Origin of the sequence: Variovorax frigidus, from assembly GCF_051216515.1 — a bacterium.
In the GTDB taxonomy this organism is placed as follows: Bacteria; Pseudomonadota; Gammaproteobacteria; order Burkholderiales; family Burkholderiaceae_C; genus Variovorax.
Window position 1 is genome coordinate 469,824 of record NZ_JBPJZF010000001.1, and the last position, 16,569, is coordinate 486,392.

Annotated in this window: 15 protein-coding genes; 3 read left to right on the forward strand and 12 right to left on the reverse strand. The window is 70.3% G+C overall.

Features of this window, described 5'->3' with window-relative positions; genetic code table 11:
• Positions 1-43: 43 nt before the first annotated feature.
• Complete coding sequence (locus ACSFBC_RS02220; protein ID WP_435508671.1) at positions 44-2,710, forward strand: winged helix-turn-helix domain-containing protein; 2,667 nt, start codon at positions 44-46, stop codon at positions 2,708-2,710.
• Between the two features lie 7 nt (positions 2,711-2,717).
• Here the strand turns inward: ACSFBC_RS02220 and ACSFBC_RS02225 are convergent, their stop codons facing one another.
• Entirely contained in the window at positions 2,718-3,509 is a 792-nt protein-coding gene (locus tag ACSFBC_RS02225) for a sulfite exporter TauE/SafE family protein (RefSeq protein ID WP_435509250.1), read from the reverse strand.
• 127 nt (positions 3,510-3,636) lie between these two features.
• Here ACSFBC_RS02225 and ACSFBC_RS02230 point away from each other — a divergent pair, with 127 nt between their 5' ends.
• Complete coding sequence (locus ACSFBC_RS02230; protein WP_435508672.1) at positions 3,637-4,404, forward strand: AraC family transcriptional regulator; 768 nt, start codon at positions 3,637-3,639, stop codon at positions 4,402-4,404.
• On the opposite strand, the gene ACSFBC_RS02235 is transcribed toward ACSFBC_RS02230, so the two are convergent.
• The 5 genes from ACSFBC_RS02235 to ACSFBC_RS02255 form a co-directional block, all read right to left on the reverse strand.
• Positions 4,401-5,225 carry a crotonase/enoyl-CoA hydratase family protein gene (locus ACSFBC_RS02235; RefSeq protein ID WP_435509251.1) on the reverse strand — a complete coding sequence of 275 codons (825 nt, stop codon included), beginning with the start codon at positions 5,223-5,225 and terminating at the stop codon, positions 4,401-4,403. The two genes, ACSFBC_RS02230 and ACSFBC_RS02235, sit on opposite strands and share 4 nt — an antisense overlap.
• Entirely contained in the window at positions 5,218-6,114 is an 897-nt protein-coding gene (locus ACSFBC_RS02240) for an SDR family oxidoreductase (RefSeq protein ID WP_435508673.1), read from the reverse strand. Before ACSFBC_RS02240 ends, ACSFBC_RS02235 begins: the two co-directional genes overlap by 8 nt.
• A gap of 161 nt (positions 6,115-6,275) precedes the next feature.
• Positions 6,276-7,424 carry an acyl-CoA dehydrogenase family protein gene (locus ACSFBC_RS02245; RefSeq protein ID WP_435508674.1) on the reverse strand — a complete coding sequence of 383 codons (1,149 nt, stop codon included), beginning with the start codon at positions 7,422-7,424 and terminating at the stop codon, positions 6,276-6,278.
• Positions 7,425-7,450: 26 nt separating this feature from the next.
• Complete coding sequence (locus ACSFBC_RS02250; protein ID WP_435508675.1) at positions 7,451-9,016, reverse strand: long-chain-fatty-acid--CoA ligase; 1,566 nt, start codon at positions 9,014-9,016, stop codon at positions 7,451-7,453.
• Between the two features lie 12 nt (positions 9,017-9,028).
• A complete protein-coding gene (locus tag ACSFBC_RS02255) occupies positions 9,029-10,138 on the reverse strand; it encodes a CaiB/BaiF CoA transferase family protein (RefSeq protein WP_435508676.1) in 1,110 nt (369 codons plus the stop codon).
• 194 nt (positions 10,139-10,332) lie between these two features.
• Between ACSFBC_RS02255 and ACSFBC_RS02260 the strand changes: the two genes are divergently transcribed.
• Entirely contained in the window at positions 10,333-11,334 is a 1,002-nt protein-coding gene (locus tag ACSFBC_RS02260) for a hypothetical protein (protein ID WP_435508677.1), read from the forward strand.
• A 3-nt stretch (positions 11,335-11,337) separates the two neighbouring features.
• Here ACSFBC_RS02260 and map read toward each other — a convergent pair whose 3' ends face one another.
• From map to ACSFBC_RS02290, 6 genes are all read right to left on the reverse strand, one after another.
• Positions 11,338-12,129: a type I methionyl aminopeptidase gene (gene map, locus ACSFBC_RS02265; RefSeq protein WP_435508678.1), complete on the reverse strand. Its 792-nt coding sequence runs from the start codon at positions 12,127-12,129 to the stop codon at positions 11,338-11,340.
• On the reverse strand, positions 12,129-12,383 hold the full coding sequence (locus ACSFBC_RS02270) for a ParD-like family protein (RefSeq protein WP_435508679.1): 255 nt from the start codon (positions 12,381-12,383) through the stop codon (positions 12,129-12,131). Before ACSFBC_RS02270 ends, map begins: the two co-directional genes overlap by 1 nt.
• A gap of 209 nt (positions 12,384-12,592) precedes the next feature.
• Positions 12,593-12,949 carry a hypothetical protein gene (locus ACSFBC_RS02275; RefSeq protein ID WP_435508680.1) on the reverse strand — a complete coding sequence of 119 codons (357 nt, stop codon included), beginning with the start codon at positions 12,947-12,949 and terminating at the stop codon, positions 12,593-12,595.
• Positions 12,950-13,019: 70 nt separating this feature from the next.
• Positions 13,020-13,808: an enoyl-CoA hydratase-related protein gene (locus tag ACSFBC_RS02280; RefSeq protein ID WP_435508681.1), complete on the reverse strand. Its 789-nt coding sequence runs from the start codon at positions 13,806-13,808 to the stop codon at positions 13,020-13,022.
• Entirely contained in the window at positions 13,805-15,310 is a 1,506-nt protein-coding gene (locus tag ACSFBC_RS02285) for an acetyl-CoA acetyltransferase (protein ID WP_435508682.1), read from the reverse strand. The genes ACSFBC_RS02280 and ACSFBC_RS02285 overlap by 4 nt, the downstream gene beginning before the upstream one ends.
• A 60-nt stretch (positions 15,311-15,370) precedes the next feature.
• Positions 15,371-16,564 carry an acyl-CoA dehydrogenase family protein gene (locus tag ACSFBC_RS02290; protein WP_435508683.1) on the reverse strand — a complete coding sequence of 398 codons (1,194 nt, stop codon included), beginning with the start codon at positions 16,562-16,564 and terminating at the stop codon, positions 15,371-15,373.
• Between the last annotated feature and the right edge of the window lie 5 nt (positions 16,565-16,569).

Below are 16,569 nucleotides of genomic sequence, written 5' to 3' on the forward strand. Positions count from 1 at the left end.
CGAGGCGATACGCCGCTACAGACCCTCATTCGACCCACCCGCAATGCCCCCCACCTCGCCCCGCATCCTGGAAACCAAGCTCAACCCGCCGGCCGTGGTCGTCACGCAGGTGCTGCGCACCGCGATCAGCGAACAGATCGCGGCGGCGGCGGTGAAGCTGGTCCTGGTGCGCGCGCCCGCGGGCTTCGGCAAGACCACGGCCATGGCGCAGAGCCGCCAACGCATGGAGGCCGACGGCGTGGCCACGGCCTGGCTCACGCTCGACCGGGCCGACAACGACGTCTCGCGCTTCCTGATCTGCCTGGGCGAGGCGGTGCAGCGCCTGGGCGTCGACGAGCCGCAGGCCAACGCGCCCTTCGACGCGGTGGCCGCGCTGGCCGCGCACGACTCGCCCTTCACGCTGTTCCTCGACGACTTCGAGGTGGTGCAGGAGCCCGCGGTGCTGGGCCTGGTGCGCGAAGTCATCGACCACCTGCCGCGCCGCGGCCGGATCGTGATCGGCTCGCGCAGCCTGCCCGACCTGGGCGTGGGCCGGCTGCGCGCGCGCGGCCAGCTGATGGAGATCGACACCGACCGCCTGCGCTTCAACATCGAGGAAACCAGCGCCTTCTTCGGCCAGCGCGCGGGCCAGGCGCTGCCGGCCGACATGCTGTCGCAGTTGCACCAGAAGACCGAGGGCTGGGTCGCGGCCATCTGGCTGGCCTCGATGGCGCTCGAGCGGCACGGCCTCGAGACCGGCTTCGTCGAGCGCTTCTCGGGCTCGGACCGGGCGGTCGCCGACTACCTGGCCGAGGACGTGCTCGCGCACCAGCCGCGCGAGATTCGCGACTTCCTGCTGCGCACCAGCATCCTGCGCCAGCTCGACGCCTCGGTCTGCCAGACGCTGAACCCGCGCGTCGACTGCGCAGCCATCCTCGACCAGCTGGCGGCCTCCAACCTGTTCCTCACGCCGGTGGCCAGCGACACGCCGGCCTGGCGCTACCACAGCCTGTTCGCCGACTTCCTGCGCGCGCAGCTGGCGCGCGAACGGCCCGACGAACTCGCGCGGCTGCACCTCGCGGCCTCGGGCTGGTACGAATCGCAAGGCCGGCCGGTGCCCGCGATCGACCATGCGATCGAGGGCGGCGACCATCCGCATGCGCTCACGCTGCTCGACAGTTATGCCGAGGAGTTCCTCGAGCAGGGCCGCATGCGCATGCTCTCGCGCTGGTTCTCGGCCATCCCCGAGCACCAGCTGCGTGCCCACCCCTTCCTGCAGCTGATCGCGCTCTGGGCTGCCTGCTTCACCTACGGCCCCTGGGACGCGATGAAGAAGCTCGAGCAGTCGGGCTGCGCCGAGAGCGGCATCCCTGAGGTGCGCGCCAGCGCCCACACGCTGACCCCGCTGCTGCTGGCCATGCAGGACCGCTACGACGAGGCCTACGAGGCCGGCCGCGAGAGCCTCGCCCGGCTGCCCACCGGCCTGCCCTTCGCCGACAGCGCGCTGCTCAACGCGATGGCGAACATCATTTCGGTGGTGGGCGACCAGCACGAATCGCAGCGGCTGCTCGACGCGGCGCGCAGCCGTCAGGGCAACAGCGCCTTCAACCGCATGTACACCGAATCGCTCGAAGGCATGCTCGATCTGCACGGCGGCCGGCTGCGGCAAGCCACCGCGCGCTTCCGCATGGCGGTCGACTCCACCCATGCGGTGTCGTACAACCACAGCCACGGCAACGCCTGGGCCGGCGTGCTGTACGCGGGCGTGGTCTACGAGGCCAACCAGCTGCCGCAGGCCGACCACCTGCTCAACGTCTACCTGCCGCTGGCGCGCGACGTGGGCCTGCCCGACCACATGATCCTGAGCCATGTGATGCGCTCGCGGATCGCCTTCTACACGGGCGACATCGACGCCGCCTTCCAGGCGCTGACCGAGCTCGAGTACCTGGGCCACCACCGCCAGCTGCCACGCGTGGTGGCGGGCGCCAAGCTCGAACGCTCGCGCATGCTGCTGCTGCAGGGCAACGGCCCGGCCTCGCGCGACGAACTGGCGCGCGCCGACGACCCGGCCCTGTGGGACCGCGAGCGCCGCCAGCGCCTGCCCGCGCACGATCTCGACTACCTCGCACTCGCGCGCGCGCGCTGGGAGATCAGCTTCGGCGATCCGCGCGTCGCACTCACGGCGCTCGACGCCGAACTTCACGCCGCCTTCGCCGCTGCCCGCAGCCGCCGCGCGCTCAAGCTGCGCGTGCTGCGTGCGCTGGCACTGCAGCGCGCGGGCGACGTGGCCGCAGCCCTCGAAGAGATCGGCGCGGTGCTGCAGACCGCGAGCCAGGAAGGCTTCATGCGCCTGATCCTCGACGAGGGCCCGGCCGTGGGCCTGCTGGTGCATCGCTACGCCACCGCGGCGCAGGAACGCAGGGCGGCCGACGGGCGCAGCGACCCGATCCTGGCCGAGTACCTGCAACGCCTGCTGCAGGTGCTGGGCCCGATGGTCGCGCCGAATGTCGAAGCGCCCAGCGCCGACGGCAACAAGGAGCCGCTCACGCGCAAGGAGATCCGCGTGCTGCAGCTTCTGGCCGAGGGCTACTCGAACAACGCGATGGCCGAGAAGCTCTTCGTATCCGACAGCACGGTGCGCACCCACCTGCGCAACATCAACATGAAGCTCGATGCCAAGAGCCGCACGCAGGCGGTGGCGATCGCGCGCAAGCTGGGCGTGATCCGCTGAGGCCTGTTCAGCGCAGCACCATCGCCAGCAGCACGGCCGTGAGCAGGCCCAGGTAGACCCTGGCATGCACCGCGTCGGGAATCCGCCCGATCAGCGGCGCGGCCAGCCGGATGCCCAGCCACGAGCCCGCGACCAGCACGGCCAGCGCGCGCAGGTCCACCAGACCGATGTAGCCGGGGCCCAGCGACGACGTCGCATGCCAGCCCAGCGCGAAGTAGGTGGCGGTGCCCGCCAGCGCCACCGGCAGCGACAGCGGGTTGGCCATGGCCGTGGCCTGGGTCATGGCCACGCCGCGCCGACGCATCAGCGGCACGGTCATCACGCTACCGCCCACGCCCAGCAGGGCGGCCACGGTGCCGATGCCCAGGCCCGATGCAGCGGTGGCCAGCCCCGAGGGCGCGGGCGCCAGCGCGGGCCGGCGTGAAAGGAAGCCCGGGCGGAACATGCTGTCGAGAAGGGTCAGCACCAGGTAACCCACGAAGGCCCAGCGCAGCCACTCGCCCTGCGCCGCGCTCGCGGCCACGGCGCCGATCGCCGCGCCGACTGCGATGGGCGCGAGCAGCGGCCGCACCTGGGCCCAGTCGAGCGTGCCCGCGCGGTGGTGCCGGCGCGTGGCCAGCGCAGCGCCGAAGACCATCACGCAGGTCGAGGTCGCGACCGCGATCTGCATGGCCGGCCGACCGACCGCGCTTTCAGGACCGTTCGCCATCAGCACCAGCCGGTAGAGCAAGGGCACGACGACGAAGCCGCCGCCGAAGCCGAACAACACGGTGGTGACGCCGGCCAGAAGACCGAACATGCCGAGCAGGACATAGAAGGACACAAGCAACCTCTTCGCTAAAGAGACCAAGTGTCCGGACCTGACGCCCGGCCCGCCTGCGCCGATTCGCCAATAATGTTCGCCGTTCAGCCAAATTCGTCCACCCATGCGCAACGTGCCCCTCGCCGACGTCGACGCCCTGCCCCAGGCCGTGCTGGCCATCGGCACCGACTACGCCAAGGGCGTGCTGCTCGAGACGCACAGCCATCGCCGCGCGCAGTTCCTCTACGGCGCGACCGGCCTGATGGAGGTGGGCACCGATGACGGCGCCTGGGTCGTGCCGCCCTACAGCGGCGTCTGGATTCCGGCCGGCCAGCCGCACCGGGTGCGCATGGTGGGCGTGAGCACGCGCAGCCTCTACATCGAGCCGGCCGCGGCGCCGCGTGCCGGCATGCAATGCGAAGTTCTCAAGGTTTCGGCGCTGCTGCACCAGTTGCTGCTCGAAGCCACCGACACGCGGGCCGACTACGAAGAACACACACGCGACGGCATGCTGATGCAGTTGCTGCTGCACGAGTTGGCGCGCGCCGAGACCTTGCCCTTCTTCGCGCCGCTGCCGCGCGACCCGGGGCTGGCCGCGCTGTGCATCGGCTTCTTGCACCGACCGCGGATCCATGCGGCGCCCGGCGACTGGGCACAGCAGCTGCACAAGAGCGAACGCAATTTCAGCCGGCTGTTCCGGCAGCAGACCGGCATGGCTTTCGGCGAATGGCGCCAGCAGGCCTGCCTGCTGGCTGCGCTGTCGAGGCTGGCCTCGGGCACACCCGTGACCACGGTCGCGCTGGAACTGGGCTACGACAGCCCGGGGGCGTTCTCGACGATGTTCCGCAAGCGGCTGGGGCGTGCGCCTTCGTCGTTCCTGGCGAAGTCCTAGTCGACGAAACGCGGTGCCCGCTTCTCCATCGCCGCCTTGACCGCCTCGCGCTGGTTCGCGCTGCCGATCAGCCTGGCCTGCTCGACCGATTCGGCCATCAGCAGCGCCGCCGCATCGCCATCGGCCGACTGGTTGAGCAGCCGCTTGGCGCCGCGCACCGCATCGGGGCTGCGGGCCGCGATGCCGCGCGCGAAGGCCAGTGCCTCGGCCAGCGGGTCGGCGCAGACGCGCGTGCCCAGGCCAATGCGGCAGGCCTCCTCGGCTTCGACGATGCGCGCGCTGAATACCAGCTCGCGCGCCACGTCTGCGCGCAGCAGCTCGCGCATCAACGGGATGCCGGCCATGTCGGGCACCAGGCCCCACTGCATCTCCATCACCGACATGCGCGTGTCGGCCGCGAGGTAGCGCACGTCGGCGCCCAGCGCGATCTGCAGACCGCCGCCGAAGGCCACGCCATGCACCGCGGCGATCACCGGCACCGCCAATTCGCGCCAGGCCCAGGCCACCTGCTGCGGCGCATTGGCCAGGCCGTGGGTGCGCGCGAGCAGATCGGTCAGGCCTTCGGCCACCACGCCGCCTTCGCTCATGCGGCCGAAGCTCGCCATGTCGAGGCCGGCGCAGAAGGCCCGGCCCTCGCCGTGCAGCACCACGGCACGCAGGCCGTGGATCTGGCCCAGGTGCTCGGCGGCAGCGACGAGGCCGGCGAACATGCCGGCGTCGATGGCGTTCATCTTGTCGGGGCGCGACAGCCGAACCTGGGCGACACCGTCGTCGTCCAGCTGCAGGTGCACGCGGTCGTGGAATCTCTGGGTCTCAGTCATTGGCATGGCGTTGTCTTCGGTCCTTGGCGTCACGTTCGGCGATATTCTCGCGCGCACGCTGCCAATCGCCGTCGGTCCACTCGGCCATGCGCGAAAAATTGCCGCCGGTCGCCTGGTACTGGCCGCCGTCGATGGCGATGGTCTGCCCGTTGACGTACTCGGAGCCCGGGCCCATGAGAAAGGCCGCCAGGTTGGCCAGCTCGGGCATGCGGCCGTTGCGGTCCATCGGGTTGCGGTCGGCCTTGTGCTCGCCGCCGCCGGGATTCAAGCGTGCGCTCATGCCCTCGGTCGGGAACAGGCCCGGTGCGATCGCGTTGAAGCGGATGCCGCGGCCGGCCCACTCGACCGCCAGCGACTGCGTCATGGCGTGCAGCCCGGCCTTCGACATCGCCGAGGGCACGGTGAAGGGCGAGCCGTTCCAGACCCAGGTCGTGAGGATCGACAGCACCGAGGCCGACTTGCCCTCGGCCAGCCAGCGCTTGCCGCAATCGAGCGTCATGCAGAAGCTGCCGCGGAACACGATGCTCGAGATGGCGTCGAAGGCGCGCGGCGACAGGTCCTCGGTGCGGCTCACGAAGTTGCCGGCCGCGTTGTTGATCAGGCCGTCGAGCGCGCCGCCGTCGGCCCAGATCTCGTCGAGCAGGGTGCCGATCTGCGCCTCGTGGCGGATGTCGCAGGCCTTGGGAATCACGCGGCCGCCGTGCGCGGCCATGAGTTCGGCCGCGGTCTGTTCGAGCAGCGGCTCGCGCCGGCCGCAGATGTAGACCTCGGCGCCGAGCAACAGCAGCGCCTCGCTCATCACGCGGCCCAGGCCGCTGCCGCCACCGGTCACGAGGTAGCGCCTGCCAGCCAGCAGGCCGGGTTTGTACATCAGGTCGTCGAGGGTCATGAAGAAGACTCCTTGGAGGCCGTTCAACGGCCGAGATCGTTCGTTGCGCACTTCTCCGCGCCCTGCAGCACGACCACGCGCGTGCTGCTGCGGGCGCTCAGCCCTTCGAAGTGCTCGCGCCGTTCGAGCACGCGCATCGAACAACCTCCCGCGTCACGGTTTCACAGCGCACGGGAGATCACCTCTTTCATGATCTCGTTGGTGCCGCCGTAGATGCGCTGGATGCGCGCGTCGGCATACATGCGCGCGACCATGTACTCGTTCATGAAGCCGTAGCCGCCGAACAGCTGCAGGCATTCGTCGACCACCCGGCCCTGGGTCTCGGAGCCCCAGAGCTTGGCCATCGAGGCGGTGGCGGTGTCGAGCTTGCCGGCCACCAGATCTTCCACGCAGCGGTCGATGAAGGCACGACCCACCTTGATCTGGGTCGCGATCTCGGCCAGCTTGAACTTGGTGTTCTGGAACTCGGCGATCGGCTTGCCGAAGGCCTTGCGCTCGCGCACGTAGTCGAGCGTGGCCTGGAACGCGCCTTCCATCGTGGCCAGCGCGGTCACGCCGATGATGGTGCGCTCGTAGGGCAGGTCGCCCATGAGCTGGAAGAAGCCCTGCCCTTCGGTGCCGCCGAGCAGCGCCTCGGCCGGCACGCGCACGTCGTCGAAGAAGAGCTCGGAAGTGTCCTGCGCCTTCATGCCGATCTTGTCGAGCACGCGGCCCACGCGGTAGCCCTTGCAGCCCTCCGTCTCGACGATCAGGATCGAGGTGCCCTTGGCACCCTGGGTCGGGTCGGTCTTGACCACCACCAGCACCACGCCGGCCAGGAAGCCGTTGGTGATGAAGGTCTTCGAGCCGTTGATGACATAGTCGCCGCCTTCCTTCTGCGCGCGGGTGCGAATGCCCTGCAGGTCGGAGCCCGCGCCGGGTTCGGTCATGGCGATGGCGCCGACCAGTTCGCCGCGCGCCATGCGCGGCAGGTAGTTCTGCTTCTGCGCTTCGGTGCCGTGGTTGAGGAAGTAGTGCGCGACGATGGCGTGCACCGAAGTGCTCATGCCGGTCAGCCCGCGCCGCGACATCTCCTCGTAGAACACCGCCTCGTGGCGGAAGTCGCCGCCGCCGCCGCCGTATTGCTCGGCGATGTCCGAGCACAGCAGGCCCAGCGCGCCGGCCTTGCGCCAGATTTCGTGGCCGACGTGGCCGCGCTTGCGGGCCTCCTCGTCGTGCGGAAGCATCTCGGTTTCGATGAAGCGCACCACGTTGTCGCGGTAGAGCTCCAGGTCCTCGTCGCTCCAGGAACGGCGGAAGTCGATGGGCATGTCTTTTCCTTGTTGAATGGTTCAGTTCACGCGACGCGGCGTTCGCGGCCGGCCCAGAAGGGCTCGCGCAACTGGAATTTCTGCAGCTTGCCGGCGGCCGACAGCGGCAGCGCATCGCGGAATTCCACGCTGCGCGGCGACTTGTAGCCCGCGATCTGACTGCGGCAATGGGCGATCAGCGCCTCGGCCTCGAGCACTGCGCCCGGGCGCAGCACCACCACCGCGTGCACGCGCTCGCCCCATTGGTCGTCGGGCACGCCGATCACGGCCGACATCAGCACCTGGGGCAATTGGGCGATGGCGTTCTCGACCTCGGCCGAGTAGACGTTCTCGCCGCCGCTCACGATCATGTCCTTGATGCGGTCGACCACGAACAGGAAGCCGTGGGCATCGACATGGCCGCCGTCGCCGGTGTGCATCCAGCCGCCGCGCAAGGCCTCCTCGGTCTCCCTGGGCTTGTTCCAGTAGCCACGCATCACCATCGGCCCGCGCGCGACGATCTCGCCGACCTGGCCGGTGGGCACCTCGTTGTCCTCGCCGTCGACGATGCGGATCTCGGCCATGGGCAGCGGCGTGCCGGTCGAGCGCAGCAGGCGTTCGCGGTCGGGGCCCGGCAGGTGGCAGTGCGGCTGCAGCACCGCCACCGTGGGCGAGAGCTCGGTCATGCCGTAGGCCTGCGAAAAGCCCGCGCGCGGCAGTGCCAACATGGCTTTCTCGAGCAGCGGCACGTCGATGGGCGCGGCGCCGTAGAGCATCAGGTCCAGGCTCGACAGGTCGAACTCGGCGAAGCGCGGATGCTCGATGAGCCGCTTGATCATGGTCGGCACCAGGAAAATCTCGGTCGCACGGGCCGATTCGATGGCCTGCAGGATCCCAACTTCGTCGAACATCGGCAGCACGTGCTGAGGCGCGAGCCGCAGCATCGCCTGGATCGACAGGCCGCAACCGGCCACGTGGAACATCGGCGTGGTGATCACGATCGCGGGCTTCTGCGCGGTGCGCGGCAGCGCCGCGATCGAGCCCAGCGCGTCGATGTAGAGGTTGCCGTGCGTGAGCATCACGCCCTTGGGCCGGCCGGTGGTGCCACCGGTGTACATGATGGCGGCCAGCTCGTCGGCGCTGTGCGGCGCGTCCTCGCAGGGCGCGCTCTTCTCGAGCAGCGCCTCGTAGGCCAGCATGCCTTCGGGCACCGGGCCGTCGCCGCAATAGACCACGGTGCGCAGCGAGCTCGACAGCGTGCACAGCTCGTCCGCGAGCGGCGCGAAGCTGTCGTCGACCAGCAGGATGCGCGTGTCGCAGTCATCGAGCGAGTACGCGACCTCCTTCGGGTTCCAGCGGATATTGACCGGGTTGATCACGCCGCCGCCCCACCAGACGCCGAAGAAGAACTCGACGAAGCGGTGCGAGTTGAAGCTCATCATGCCGACGCGGTCGCCCGGCCCCATGTCGAGCGCGCGCAGCGCGGCGCCCAGGCGGGCCACGCGCTCGGTGAAGCGGCTGAAGCTCAGTCGGTGCTCGCCGAAGACCACGGCCATCGCCTCGGGCTTCTCGCGCCGGCCCTTGTGCAGGGGTTGGGTCAGGTAAAGGTTCATGGCGCGGCGCCCTCAGTTGGAAGACGAGCGGCGGACCTCGGCCCAGCGGCGCAGCAGCGCGGCACCGTCCTCGAGGCCGGCGTCGCCCGCGGCGCGGGGCGTGGCCGGCAGCGTGCGGCTGAAGCGCGGCGCGGGTGCGGGGTGCATCACGCCGTCGACATCGACGAAGGTGCCGCGCGCCACGTTGTGCGCATGCGCGGGCGCCTCGTCCCAGTCGAGCACGGGCGCGAAGCAGGCGTCGCTGCCCTCGAGCAGCACGCACCACTCGTCGCGTGTGCGGGTGCGGAACACGTCGGCCATGCGCAGCTTGAGCAAGGGCCAGCGGGCCGCATCCATCTGCGCGTCGAAGGCCGGGTCGTCGGCGATGCCGCAGCGCTCGCGCAGCAAGGCGTAGAACTGCGGCTCGATGGCGCCGACCGCCACGTACTTGCCGTCGGCGCAGGCGTAGGTGTCGTAGAAGTGCGCGCCGCCGTCGAGCAGGTTCTCGCCGCGCTGGTTGCTCCACTGACCGGCCGCCTTGAAGCCGTAGAACATGGCCGAAAGCAGCGCCGCGCCGTCGGTCATGGCGGCATCGATCACCTGGCCACGTCCCGAGCGCTGCGATTCGTAGAGCGCGCTCAGCGCGCCGACGGCCAGCAGCATTGCGCCGCCGCCGAAGTCGCCCACGTAGTTGAGCGGCGCCACCGGCGCCTCGCCCGAGCGGCCGATGGCATGCAGCGCACCGCTGATCGCGATGTAGTTGATGTCGTGCCCGGCGGCCTGGGCCAGCGGGCCGTGCTGGCCCCAGCCCGTCATGCGGCCGTAGACCAGCCGCGGGTTGCGCGCGTGGCAGGCCTCGGGCCCGAGCCCGAGGCGCTCCATCACGCCGGGGCGGAAACCCTCGATCAGCACATCGGCGCCGGCCACGATGTCGAGCACCTGCTGCGCCGCGCCGTCGGTGCGCAGGTCGATGGCCACCGTGCCGCGGCTGCGCGTGAGGACGTCGTTCGGATCGGTGGGTGTGCCGGGCCGCGTGATGCGGATCACCTCGGCGCCCATGTCGGCGAACAGCATCGCGCAGAACGGGCCCGGGCCGATGCCGGCCATCTCGATCACCCGAAGCCCCTGGAGCGGACCTGCCATGTTTGATGTCTCCTGGGCCGCCCGAGGCGGCCTGTTGGTATGGGAGGCATCTTGACCCCGTGGCCGCGCGGCTTGCATCGTCGAAAGCGACGAAGTTGGGGCCGCACCGGGTCGGTGTCGGGGACGGACTTCGCGCTCCTCTAAGATCGTTCCGAGATCACGCTTTCCATTGGCTTTCCGGAGACCTCCCCCCCATGGCATTCGTCTATTCGTCCTTCCCCGACCATCTGGCCACGCTGCCGGCCGAACGCGCGCGCCACGGCGCCGCCCTGCGCGCTGCCGTCGAGCAGGCCGTGCGCCGGCCGTCCAATGCCGATCTTTCGGCCTTCCTGTTCCTGCCCGACCAGACCGACCACCCCGAGCACGAGGACGCCGCGCAGGTCTTCGTCCAGGCCGTCGAGCAGATGTACGGACCCCGGCCCTGGATCGGCGACGAGATCCCGCTGCTCTTCGTCGGCTACCACGCGATGAACCGACTGAGCGGCCGCCGCACGTCGCAAGGCCTGCTGCTGACCGACCAGGCGATCTACGTCCAGGACGACTTCACCGTGCTGTCGGCCTCGCCCCCTTTGGCCGAGGGCCACGCCCTGCCCGCGCGCGCCGACGATGCCGGCGCATTCGTCGCGGTGCTGCTCGCGCACTACAAGGCCTGGAAGGACTGGAGCGCGCTGGCCGAACGTCCCGAGGCGACCCTGTCGAGCCGCTTGAACGTGCTGCTGGATTCGGTCGTCCGGGCCGTGCTGGACTACCACGCGCAGCACGCCAGCCAGCAGCAGGCGCCCCAGCGCGTCTGGACCCTGGGCGGCGTGATCGCCGACCACGGCGCGGTCGACACGCTGCTGGACCCGGCCAACCCCAAGCTGGCCAAGAAGCTCGGCAAGGTCGTCGACAAGTTCCAGATCCCGAATGCGGAAGCCCTGCAGTTCGCGCTCGTGGACTTCCCGCTGTTCGGCGGTCCCTACGGACTCGCGCTGACCGCGCAGGCGCTGCACAGCAAGGACCTGATGGAAGCGCCGGTCCATATCGCGCTGGAACGTCTCGATGCGCGCTCGCTGCGCCTGTCGGAAAAAGGCGATCAGCTGTTGAACAACGTGGAGGCTTCCCTGACGCTGCCCGCGCATGCGGACGCCGCGCTCAAGGGGCCGTTCATCGCGCTGCTCCAGCAGGAGATCCTGCGGCTGCAGGCCATGCGCTGAAGCTCAGATCGGCGGGTAGGTGCCGGTGCCGCCCGGCCAGGCCGTCAGCACTTCGTAGCCCTCCGGCGTGACGGCCACCATGTGTTCCCACTGCGCGGACAGCGACCGGTCCTTCGTGACGACGGTCCACCCGTCGGGCAGTTGCCGGGTGCCGGCCTGGCCCGCATTCAGCATCGGCTCGATGGTGAAGACCATCCCCGCCTCCAGCACGAGGCCCTCGCCGCGCCGCCCGTAGTGCAGCACGTTCGGTTCGTCGTGATAGATCCGGCCGATGCCGTGCCCGCAGTACTCGCGCACCACGCTGAAATGCTCGCGCTGCGCGACCGACTGGATCGCGTGACCGATGTCGCCCAGCGTCGCGCCCGGCCGGACCTGCCGCATGCCGGCCCGCAGGGCTTCGTAGGTCGTCTCGACCAGGCGCCGGGCCAGCACGCCGGGCTCGCCGACGAAGAACATGCGGCTGGTGTCGCCGAACCAGCCGTCCTTGATCACCGCGACGTCGATGTTGACGATGTCGCCCTTCTTCAGGATCTTGTCGGCCGACGGAATGCCGTGGCACACCACCTGGTTGACCGAGGTGAGGATGGTCTTGGGATAGCCCTGATAGCCCACGTTGGCCGGAATGGCGCCCTGGACCTTCACGATGTGTTCGTGGCAGATCCGGTCGAGCGCCTCGGTGCTCACGCCCGGCACCACGTGGGGTTCGATCATGGCCAGCACTTCGGCGGCCAGGCCGGCGGCACGCCGCGACATCGCGAGGCCTTCGGCGCCGTGGATGGGCACGGTGCGCGCCATCAGTGCTTGCCGGCGCGTGATGCGACCGGCTTGCCGACGGAGGGCGTCGCCGCCATCGTGATGTCCAGCCCGCCCGCGAGCTCGGCCCGGATCAACAGCTGGCAGATCTCCCGGTGGTCCAGCTCCGGGTGCATCTCGGTCAGCATGCCGACGCGCATCCAGTGCTCTGCCTGTGCATTGATGGACCTGCTGAGCGCATTCCCCGCCACCCGCAGGTTCTCGTGCATCAGGTCTGAAATCTTGACGATACCCATCGGAGACCTCTATATGAAACGTATGCGAATTATATACGTTTCATGTGGTGTCACGATGGCAGGGCACGGCACCTCGCGACGGCCTCGCCTGCACCGGCTTCAAGGTGGCCCATCTCATGATGCTCAGCGTGCTGCGCGGCATTCGCCACACCGATCTGCCGGCGCCTGCGCCTCGGCGTGCGCGGGGACGACCTCGGGCAGTCGCTCCGCTAGGCCCGAAACCAGATCCTGAGCGTCACGTACACCGCGTAGCCCAACGCAAGAACGCACCACAGCAGGAAGAACACATTGGCCCAATAGTCGCCAGGCGACGCCGCCAGGGTGTAGATCTGTCCCGCGCAGCCCTTGCCGACGCACGAGACCTCGCCCCGGACCAGGGCGCGCAGCGCGAAAAAGAAGAGGCCACAGGCCGCGACAGCGGCCACCAGCAGCCCCGCGGGCCCTGCCAGTCCCTCGGTCAGTTCGCCCTTCTCGTCACGCCAGCCCTTGCGCAGCAGCCTCTGGCCGAAGTGGTACCAGGCGAATCCGAGCAGCAGCATCGAGGCGTAGTAGAGGAAGGGGCGCATGTCCTGTGGCGGTGAGACGGAGCAATCGGTCGGCAGCGATCGTAGCCCGCCGCCGGCCGCGACCTCCTGTTCAGCGGCCCGTCCACTGCGGCGCACGCTTCTCGATGAAGGCCCGCGGCCCTTCGCGGAAATCCTCGCTGGCCGCCACGCGCTGGAAGGCCGCACGGGTCAGCGTGCGCAACGCGGCCTCGTCGAGTTCGTTGGCCATGCGCGCCACGCGCAGGCTCTCGCGCACGGCCGTGGGCGCGTTGCGCGTGATCTCGGCGGCCAGCGCCAGGGCCGCGTCGTGCAGGCCCGCGGCCGGCACCACGCGGTTGACCCAGCCCAACTGATGCGCGCGCTGCGCGTCGAGCTGACCCGCGGTCAGGATCAGTTCCAGCGCGATGTTGGGTGGGATGGCGCGCGGCAGCCGGTACAGCCCGCCGGCCGCCGCGATCAGGCCACGCAGCACTTCGGGCAGGCCGAAGGCCGCATGCTCGGCGGCCACCACCAGGTCGCAGGCCAGCGTGAGTTCGGTGCCGCCCGCGAGCGCCTTGCCGTTGACGGCCGCGATCCAGGGCTTGCTGCGCTCGCGGTAGACGAAGCCCGCGAAGCCGCCGCGCTCGGTGCTCAGCGCGCTGCCGCGACCGGCCGAGACCTCCTTGAGGTCGGCGCCGGCGCAGAAGGCGTCAGGCCCCGCGCCGGTCAGCACCACGACCCAGATGTCCTCGTCGGCTTCGGTCGCATCGACGGCCGCCTCGAGGCCGGCCGCGACCGCGCCGTTGATGGCGTTGCGCGCCTCGGGCCGGTCGATGGTGACGACCGCGATATGGCCGGGGAGCTTCTCGATGCGCACCGCATCGTTTCGTTCTGCGTTCATGCAAGGCTCCAGCGCAGGCTGTCGGGGCCCGCCGTGATGTGGCCGGTGCTGCCCACCGGTGATCGATCGAGGTCGGTGAGCACCGCCAGCGCCCCCGCATCGTCGGGCTCGACGCGTGCCATCAGCCGTTCGCCGGCCGGCGTGCGCGCGATCACGATGCCGTGCGTGGCCAGGCCGTCGCGCCCGTAAATGATGGTGAAGGTCTCGAGCGTGGCGCCGCCGCTGTAGCTCTCGATGAAGGCCGGCACCGGGCCGCGCCGCGCATCGGCCGCGGCCTGCACGCTGTAGTCCGCCCTGGGCAGGCCGTTGGGCGGCGGGCTGGAGCCCAGCACCAGCGCATGGTGCTTGGTCACGTACTCGCCCTGGCCGTAGAGCAGCGCGGTCTTGCCCGGCGCGCTGCGCAATGCGCGCACCAGGCCTGCGGCCGCGTGCGTCATGTAGTCGTTCAGCGGCGCACCGAAGAAGCTCAGGCCGCCGGTCGAGGTCATCTGCGCATCGGGCGCGAGGCCGAGCGTGCGGCGCGCCATCTTGGGCACGATGGGAAAGCAGCTGTAGAGCTCGAGCATCTCGAAGGCCGCCGCATCGCCGCCCACCTGCGCGAGCACGGTCTCCATCACCAGGTCCTGCGCATGCGAGCGGTGGAACTGGTCGCGTTGCAGGTAGTCGCGCGGCTCGCGTGCCGCGGCACCGTCCCACACGTAGACCCATTTCTCGGGCGCGATGCCGAGCGCGCGCGCATGGCCCACGCTGGTCAGCAGCACGCCCGCGCCCATGTTGACCACGGGGTTGGCCACCATGCGCTTGGTGTAGGGCCAGGCGATCAGGCGGTTGGCCGCGCTGGGCTCGGCCACCTCGTCGGCGCTGAAGGCCTGACGCAGCCAGGCATGCGGATTGGCCGCGGCCACTTCCGAATAGCGCGACCAGAGCGCGGCCGATTCCTGCTGGCCCTCGCGCGGCGTCTGGCCCCATTGCGCGAGCGCCGCGTTCTCGTAGAAGGGATAGATGCTGATCGGCATCGCCGCGCCGTGTCGCACCGCCACCGGATGGCACAGCGCCGTGCCGCGCACCAGCTTCACGGTGTCGTCCCTGGGCGACCAGCCCAGGTCGATGCCGCGCTTGGTCGCGGCGTCGACGGTGTAGCGCGACTCGGCGCCCGTGACGGCCGCGACCCGGCTCTCGCCGCGCGCGATGCGCAGCGCCGCCTCGTGGATGAAGCGCACCGGCGACTCGCCGCCGGTCTCGCCGTAGACGCGGCGCGCCGGCAGGTGGCCGAGCCGCTCTCCCAGCAGCGCGGTGGCATCGGTGTAGGGCCAGGAGTATTCGCAGACGATGTCGAGCGAATCGATGTCGGCCAGCATCGCGGCGCCGGCGTCTTCTTCGGCGGCGCGCAGCGCGCGGAGCATGAGCTCGACCGGCTCGAGCCCGGCCTCGGCCTCCTTGTTGCGGTGGGTGATCTCACCCACACCCACGATGATCGGGGTGCGGTCGTCGACGGCGGTCATGCGTTGCATCTCCTGCGCGACCGGGCCAATGCCGGTCTCTGCCATCGATCATAGGAAGCGTCATCGCCCCGGGGCATCGTCGAAAGGGACGATTGCCGACGCGCGCTGCGCTTCGAGCCGCGCGACCCGTCGCAGATGCCACGCGGCCGAGCCGAACTGCGCTTCGATCAGCGTCGCGCGCCGGAAGCAGTGGCCGATGGCCAGCTCCTCGGTCATGCCCATGCCGCCGTGCAACTGCACCGCGCCCTGCCCCACGGCCCTGCATGCGCGCGCGACCGCGACCTTGGCCGAGGAGACGGCCCGCGCGCGTTCGTCGGCCGTGCCTTCCATCGCCTCGAGCACCGCCTGGGTCAGCGCATCGGCCTGGGCCAGCGCCATGTGCATGTCGGCCAGACGGTGCTGCAGCACCTGGAAGCTCGCGATGGCCACGCCGAACTGCTTGCGCTCGCGAACGTAGTCGAGCGTGTCGGCCAGCAGCCGGCGCATCACGCCCACGGCCTCGGCGCAGACTGCGAGCGTGGCCTCGTCGAGCGCCTGTTCGATCTGCGGCAGCGCCGCCCCCTCGCGGCCCAGCAGTGCCTCGGCGGGCACACGCACGCGGTCGAGCCGCAGCTCGGCCGCGCGGGTGCCGTCACGCAGCGCATAGGGCCGCAGCTGTACGCCGGGCGCATGGCGCTCCACCACGATCAGCGACAAGCCCTCGGCGTCGCCCGGCTGGCCGCCGCTGCGCGCCGACACGATCAGGTGCGTGGCCCAGGGCGCCGCATGCACGACCGCCTTGTAGCCGTCGACCTCGCAGCCTTCGGCATCGCGCACCAGCCGCGTGCGCACTTCGGCGCGTTCGTCGCGGCCCTCGGGCTCGGCATGCGCGAAGGCCAGCACCGCGCGACCCTCGACCACGTCGGCCAGCAGCGCATCGCTGAACGCGCCCGGCTGGCGTTGCAGCAGGCCCGCGCCGATCACGATGCTCGACAGATAGGGTTCGCCCGCGAGCGCGCCGCCCAGCGTCTGCATCACGGCCACGTGCGCGGCCATGCCACCGCCGAGCCCGCCCTGCGCTTCGGGCAGGGCCGCGCCCAGCAGGCCGAGTTCGCGCGACAGGCCGGACCAGAAGGCCGGCGGCGCGTCCACGGCTTCGGCCAGCGAACGCAGGCGTTGGTCGAGATCGAAGCGCTCGCCGAGGTAGCGCGCGAGGCTGTCGCCGAGCATCGCGAGCGTTTCGTCGCGTTCGCTGTGAAGGGTGTCGGTGGTCATGGCGT

What these genes read in the sequence shown, in the direction of transcription:
- ACSFBC_RS02245 (WP_435508674.1), bottom strand. Translation starts at nt 7,424, where the DNA reads ATGCCCATCGACTTCCGCCGTTCCTGGAGCGACGAGGACCTGGAGCTC.
- ACSFBC_RS02220 (WP_435508671.1), top strand. Translation starts at nt 44, where the DNA reads ATGCCCCCCACCTCGCCCCGCATCCTGGAAACCAAGCTCAACCCGCCG.
- ACSFBC_RS02270 (WP_435508679.1), bottom strand. Translation starts at nt 12,383, where the DNA reads ATGGGTATCGTCAAGATTTCAGACCTGATGCACGAGAACCTGCGGGTG.
- ACSFBC_RS02240 (WP_435508673.1), bottom strand. Translation starts at nt 6,114, where the DNA reads ATGACCCTCGACGACCTGATGTACAAACCCGGCCTGCTGGCTGGCAGG.
- ACSFBC_RS02290 (WP_435508683.1), bottom strand. Translation starts at nt 16,564, where the DNA reads ATGACCACCGACACCCTTCACAGCGAACGCGACGAAACGCTCGCGATG.
- ACSFBC_RS02235 (WP_435509251.1), bottom strand. Translation starts at nt 5,225, where the DNA reads ATGACTGAGACCCAGAGATTCCACGACCGCGTGCACCTGCAGCTGGAC.
- ACSFBC_RS02285 (WP_435508682.1), bottom strand. Translation starts at nt 15,310, where the DNA reads ATGACCGCCGTCGACGACCGCACCCCGATCATCGTGGGTGTGGGTGAG.
- ACSFBC_RS02260 (WP_435508677.1), top strand. Translation starts at nt 10,333, where the DNA reads ATGGCATTCGTCTATTCGTCCTTCCCCGACCATCTGGCCACGCTGCCG.
- ACSFBC_RS02255 (WP_435508676.1), bottom strand. Translation starts at nt 10,138, where the DNA reads ATGGCAGGTCCGCTCCAGGGGCTTCGGGTGATCGAGATGGCCGGCATC.
- ACSFBC_RS02225 (WP_435509250.1), bottom strand. Translation starts at nt 3,509, where the DNA reads ATGTTCGGTCTTCTGGCCGGCGTCACCACCGTGTTGTTCGGCTTCGGC.
- ACSFBC_RS02280 (WP_435508681.1), bottom strand. Translation starts at nt 13,808, where the DNA reads ATGAACGCAGAACGAAACGATGCGGTGCGCATCGAGAAGCTCCCCGGC.
- map (WP_435508678.1), bottom strand. Translation starts at nt 12,129, where the DNA reads ATGGCGCGCACCGTGCCCATCCACGGCGCCGAAGGCCTCGCGATGTCG.
- ACSFBC_RS02250 (WP_435508675.1), bottom strand. Translation starts at nt 9,016, where the DNA reads ATGAACCTTTACCTGACCCAACCCCTGCACAAGGGCCGGCGCGAGAAG.
- ACSFBC_RS02230 (WP_435508672.1), top strand. Translation starts at nt 3,637, where the DNA reads ATGCGCAACGTGCCCCTCGCCGACGTCGACGCCCTGCCCCAGGCCGTG.
- ACSFBC_RS02275 (WP_435508680.1), bottom strand. Translation starts at nt 12,949, where the DNA reads ATGCGCCCCTTCCTCTACTACGCCTCGATGCTGCTGCTCGGATTCGCC.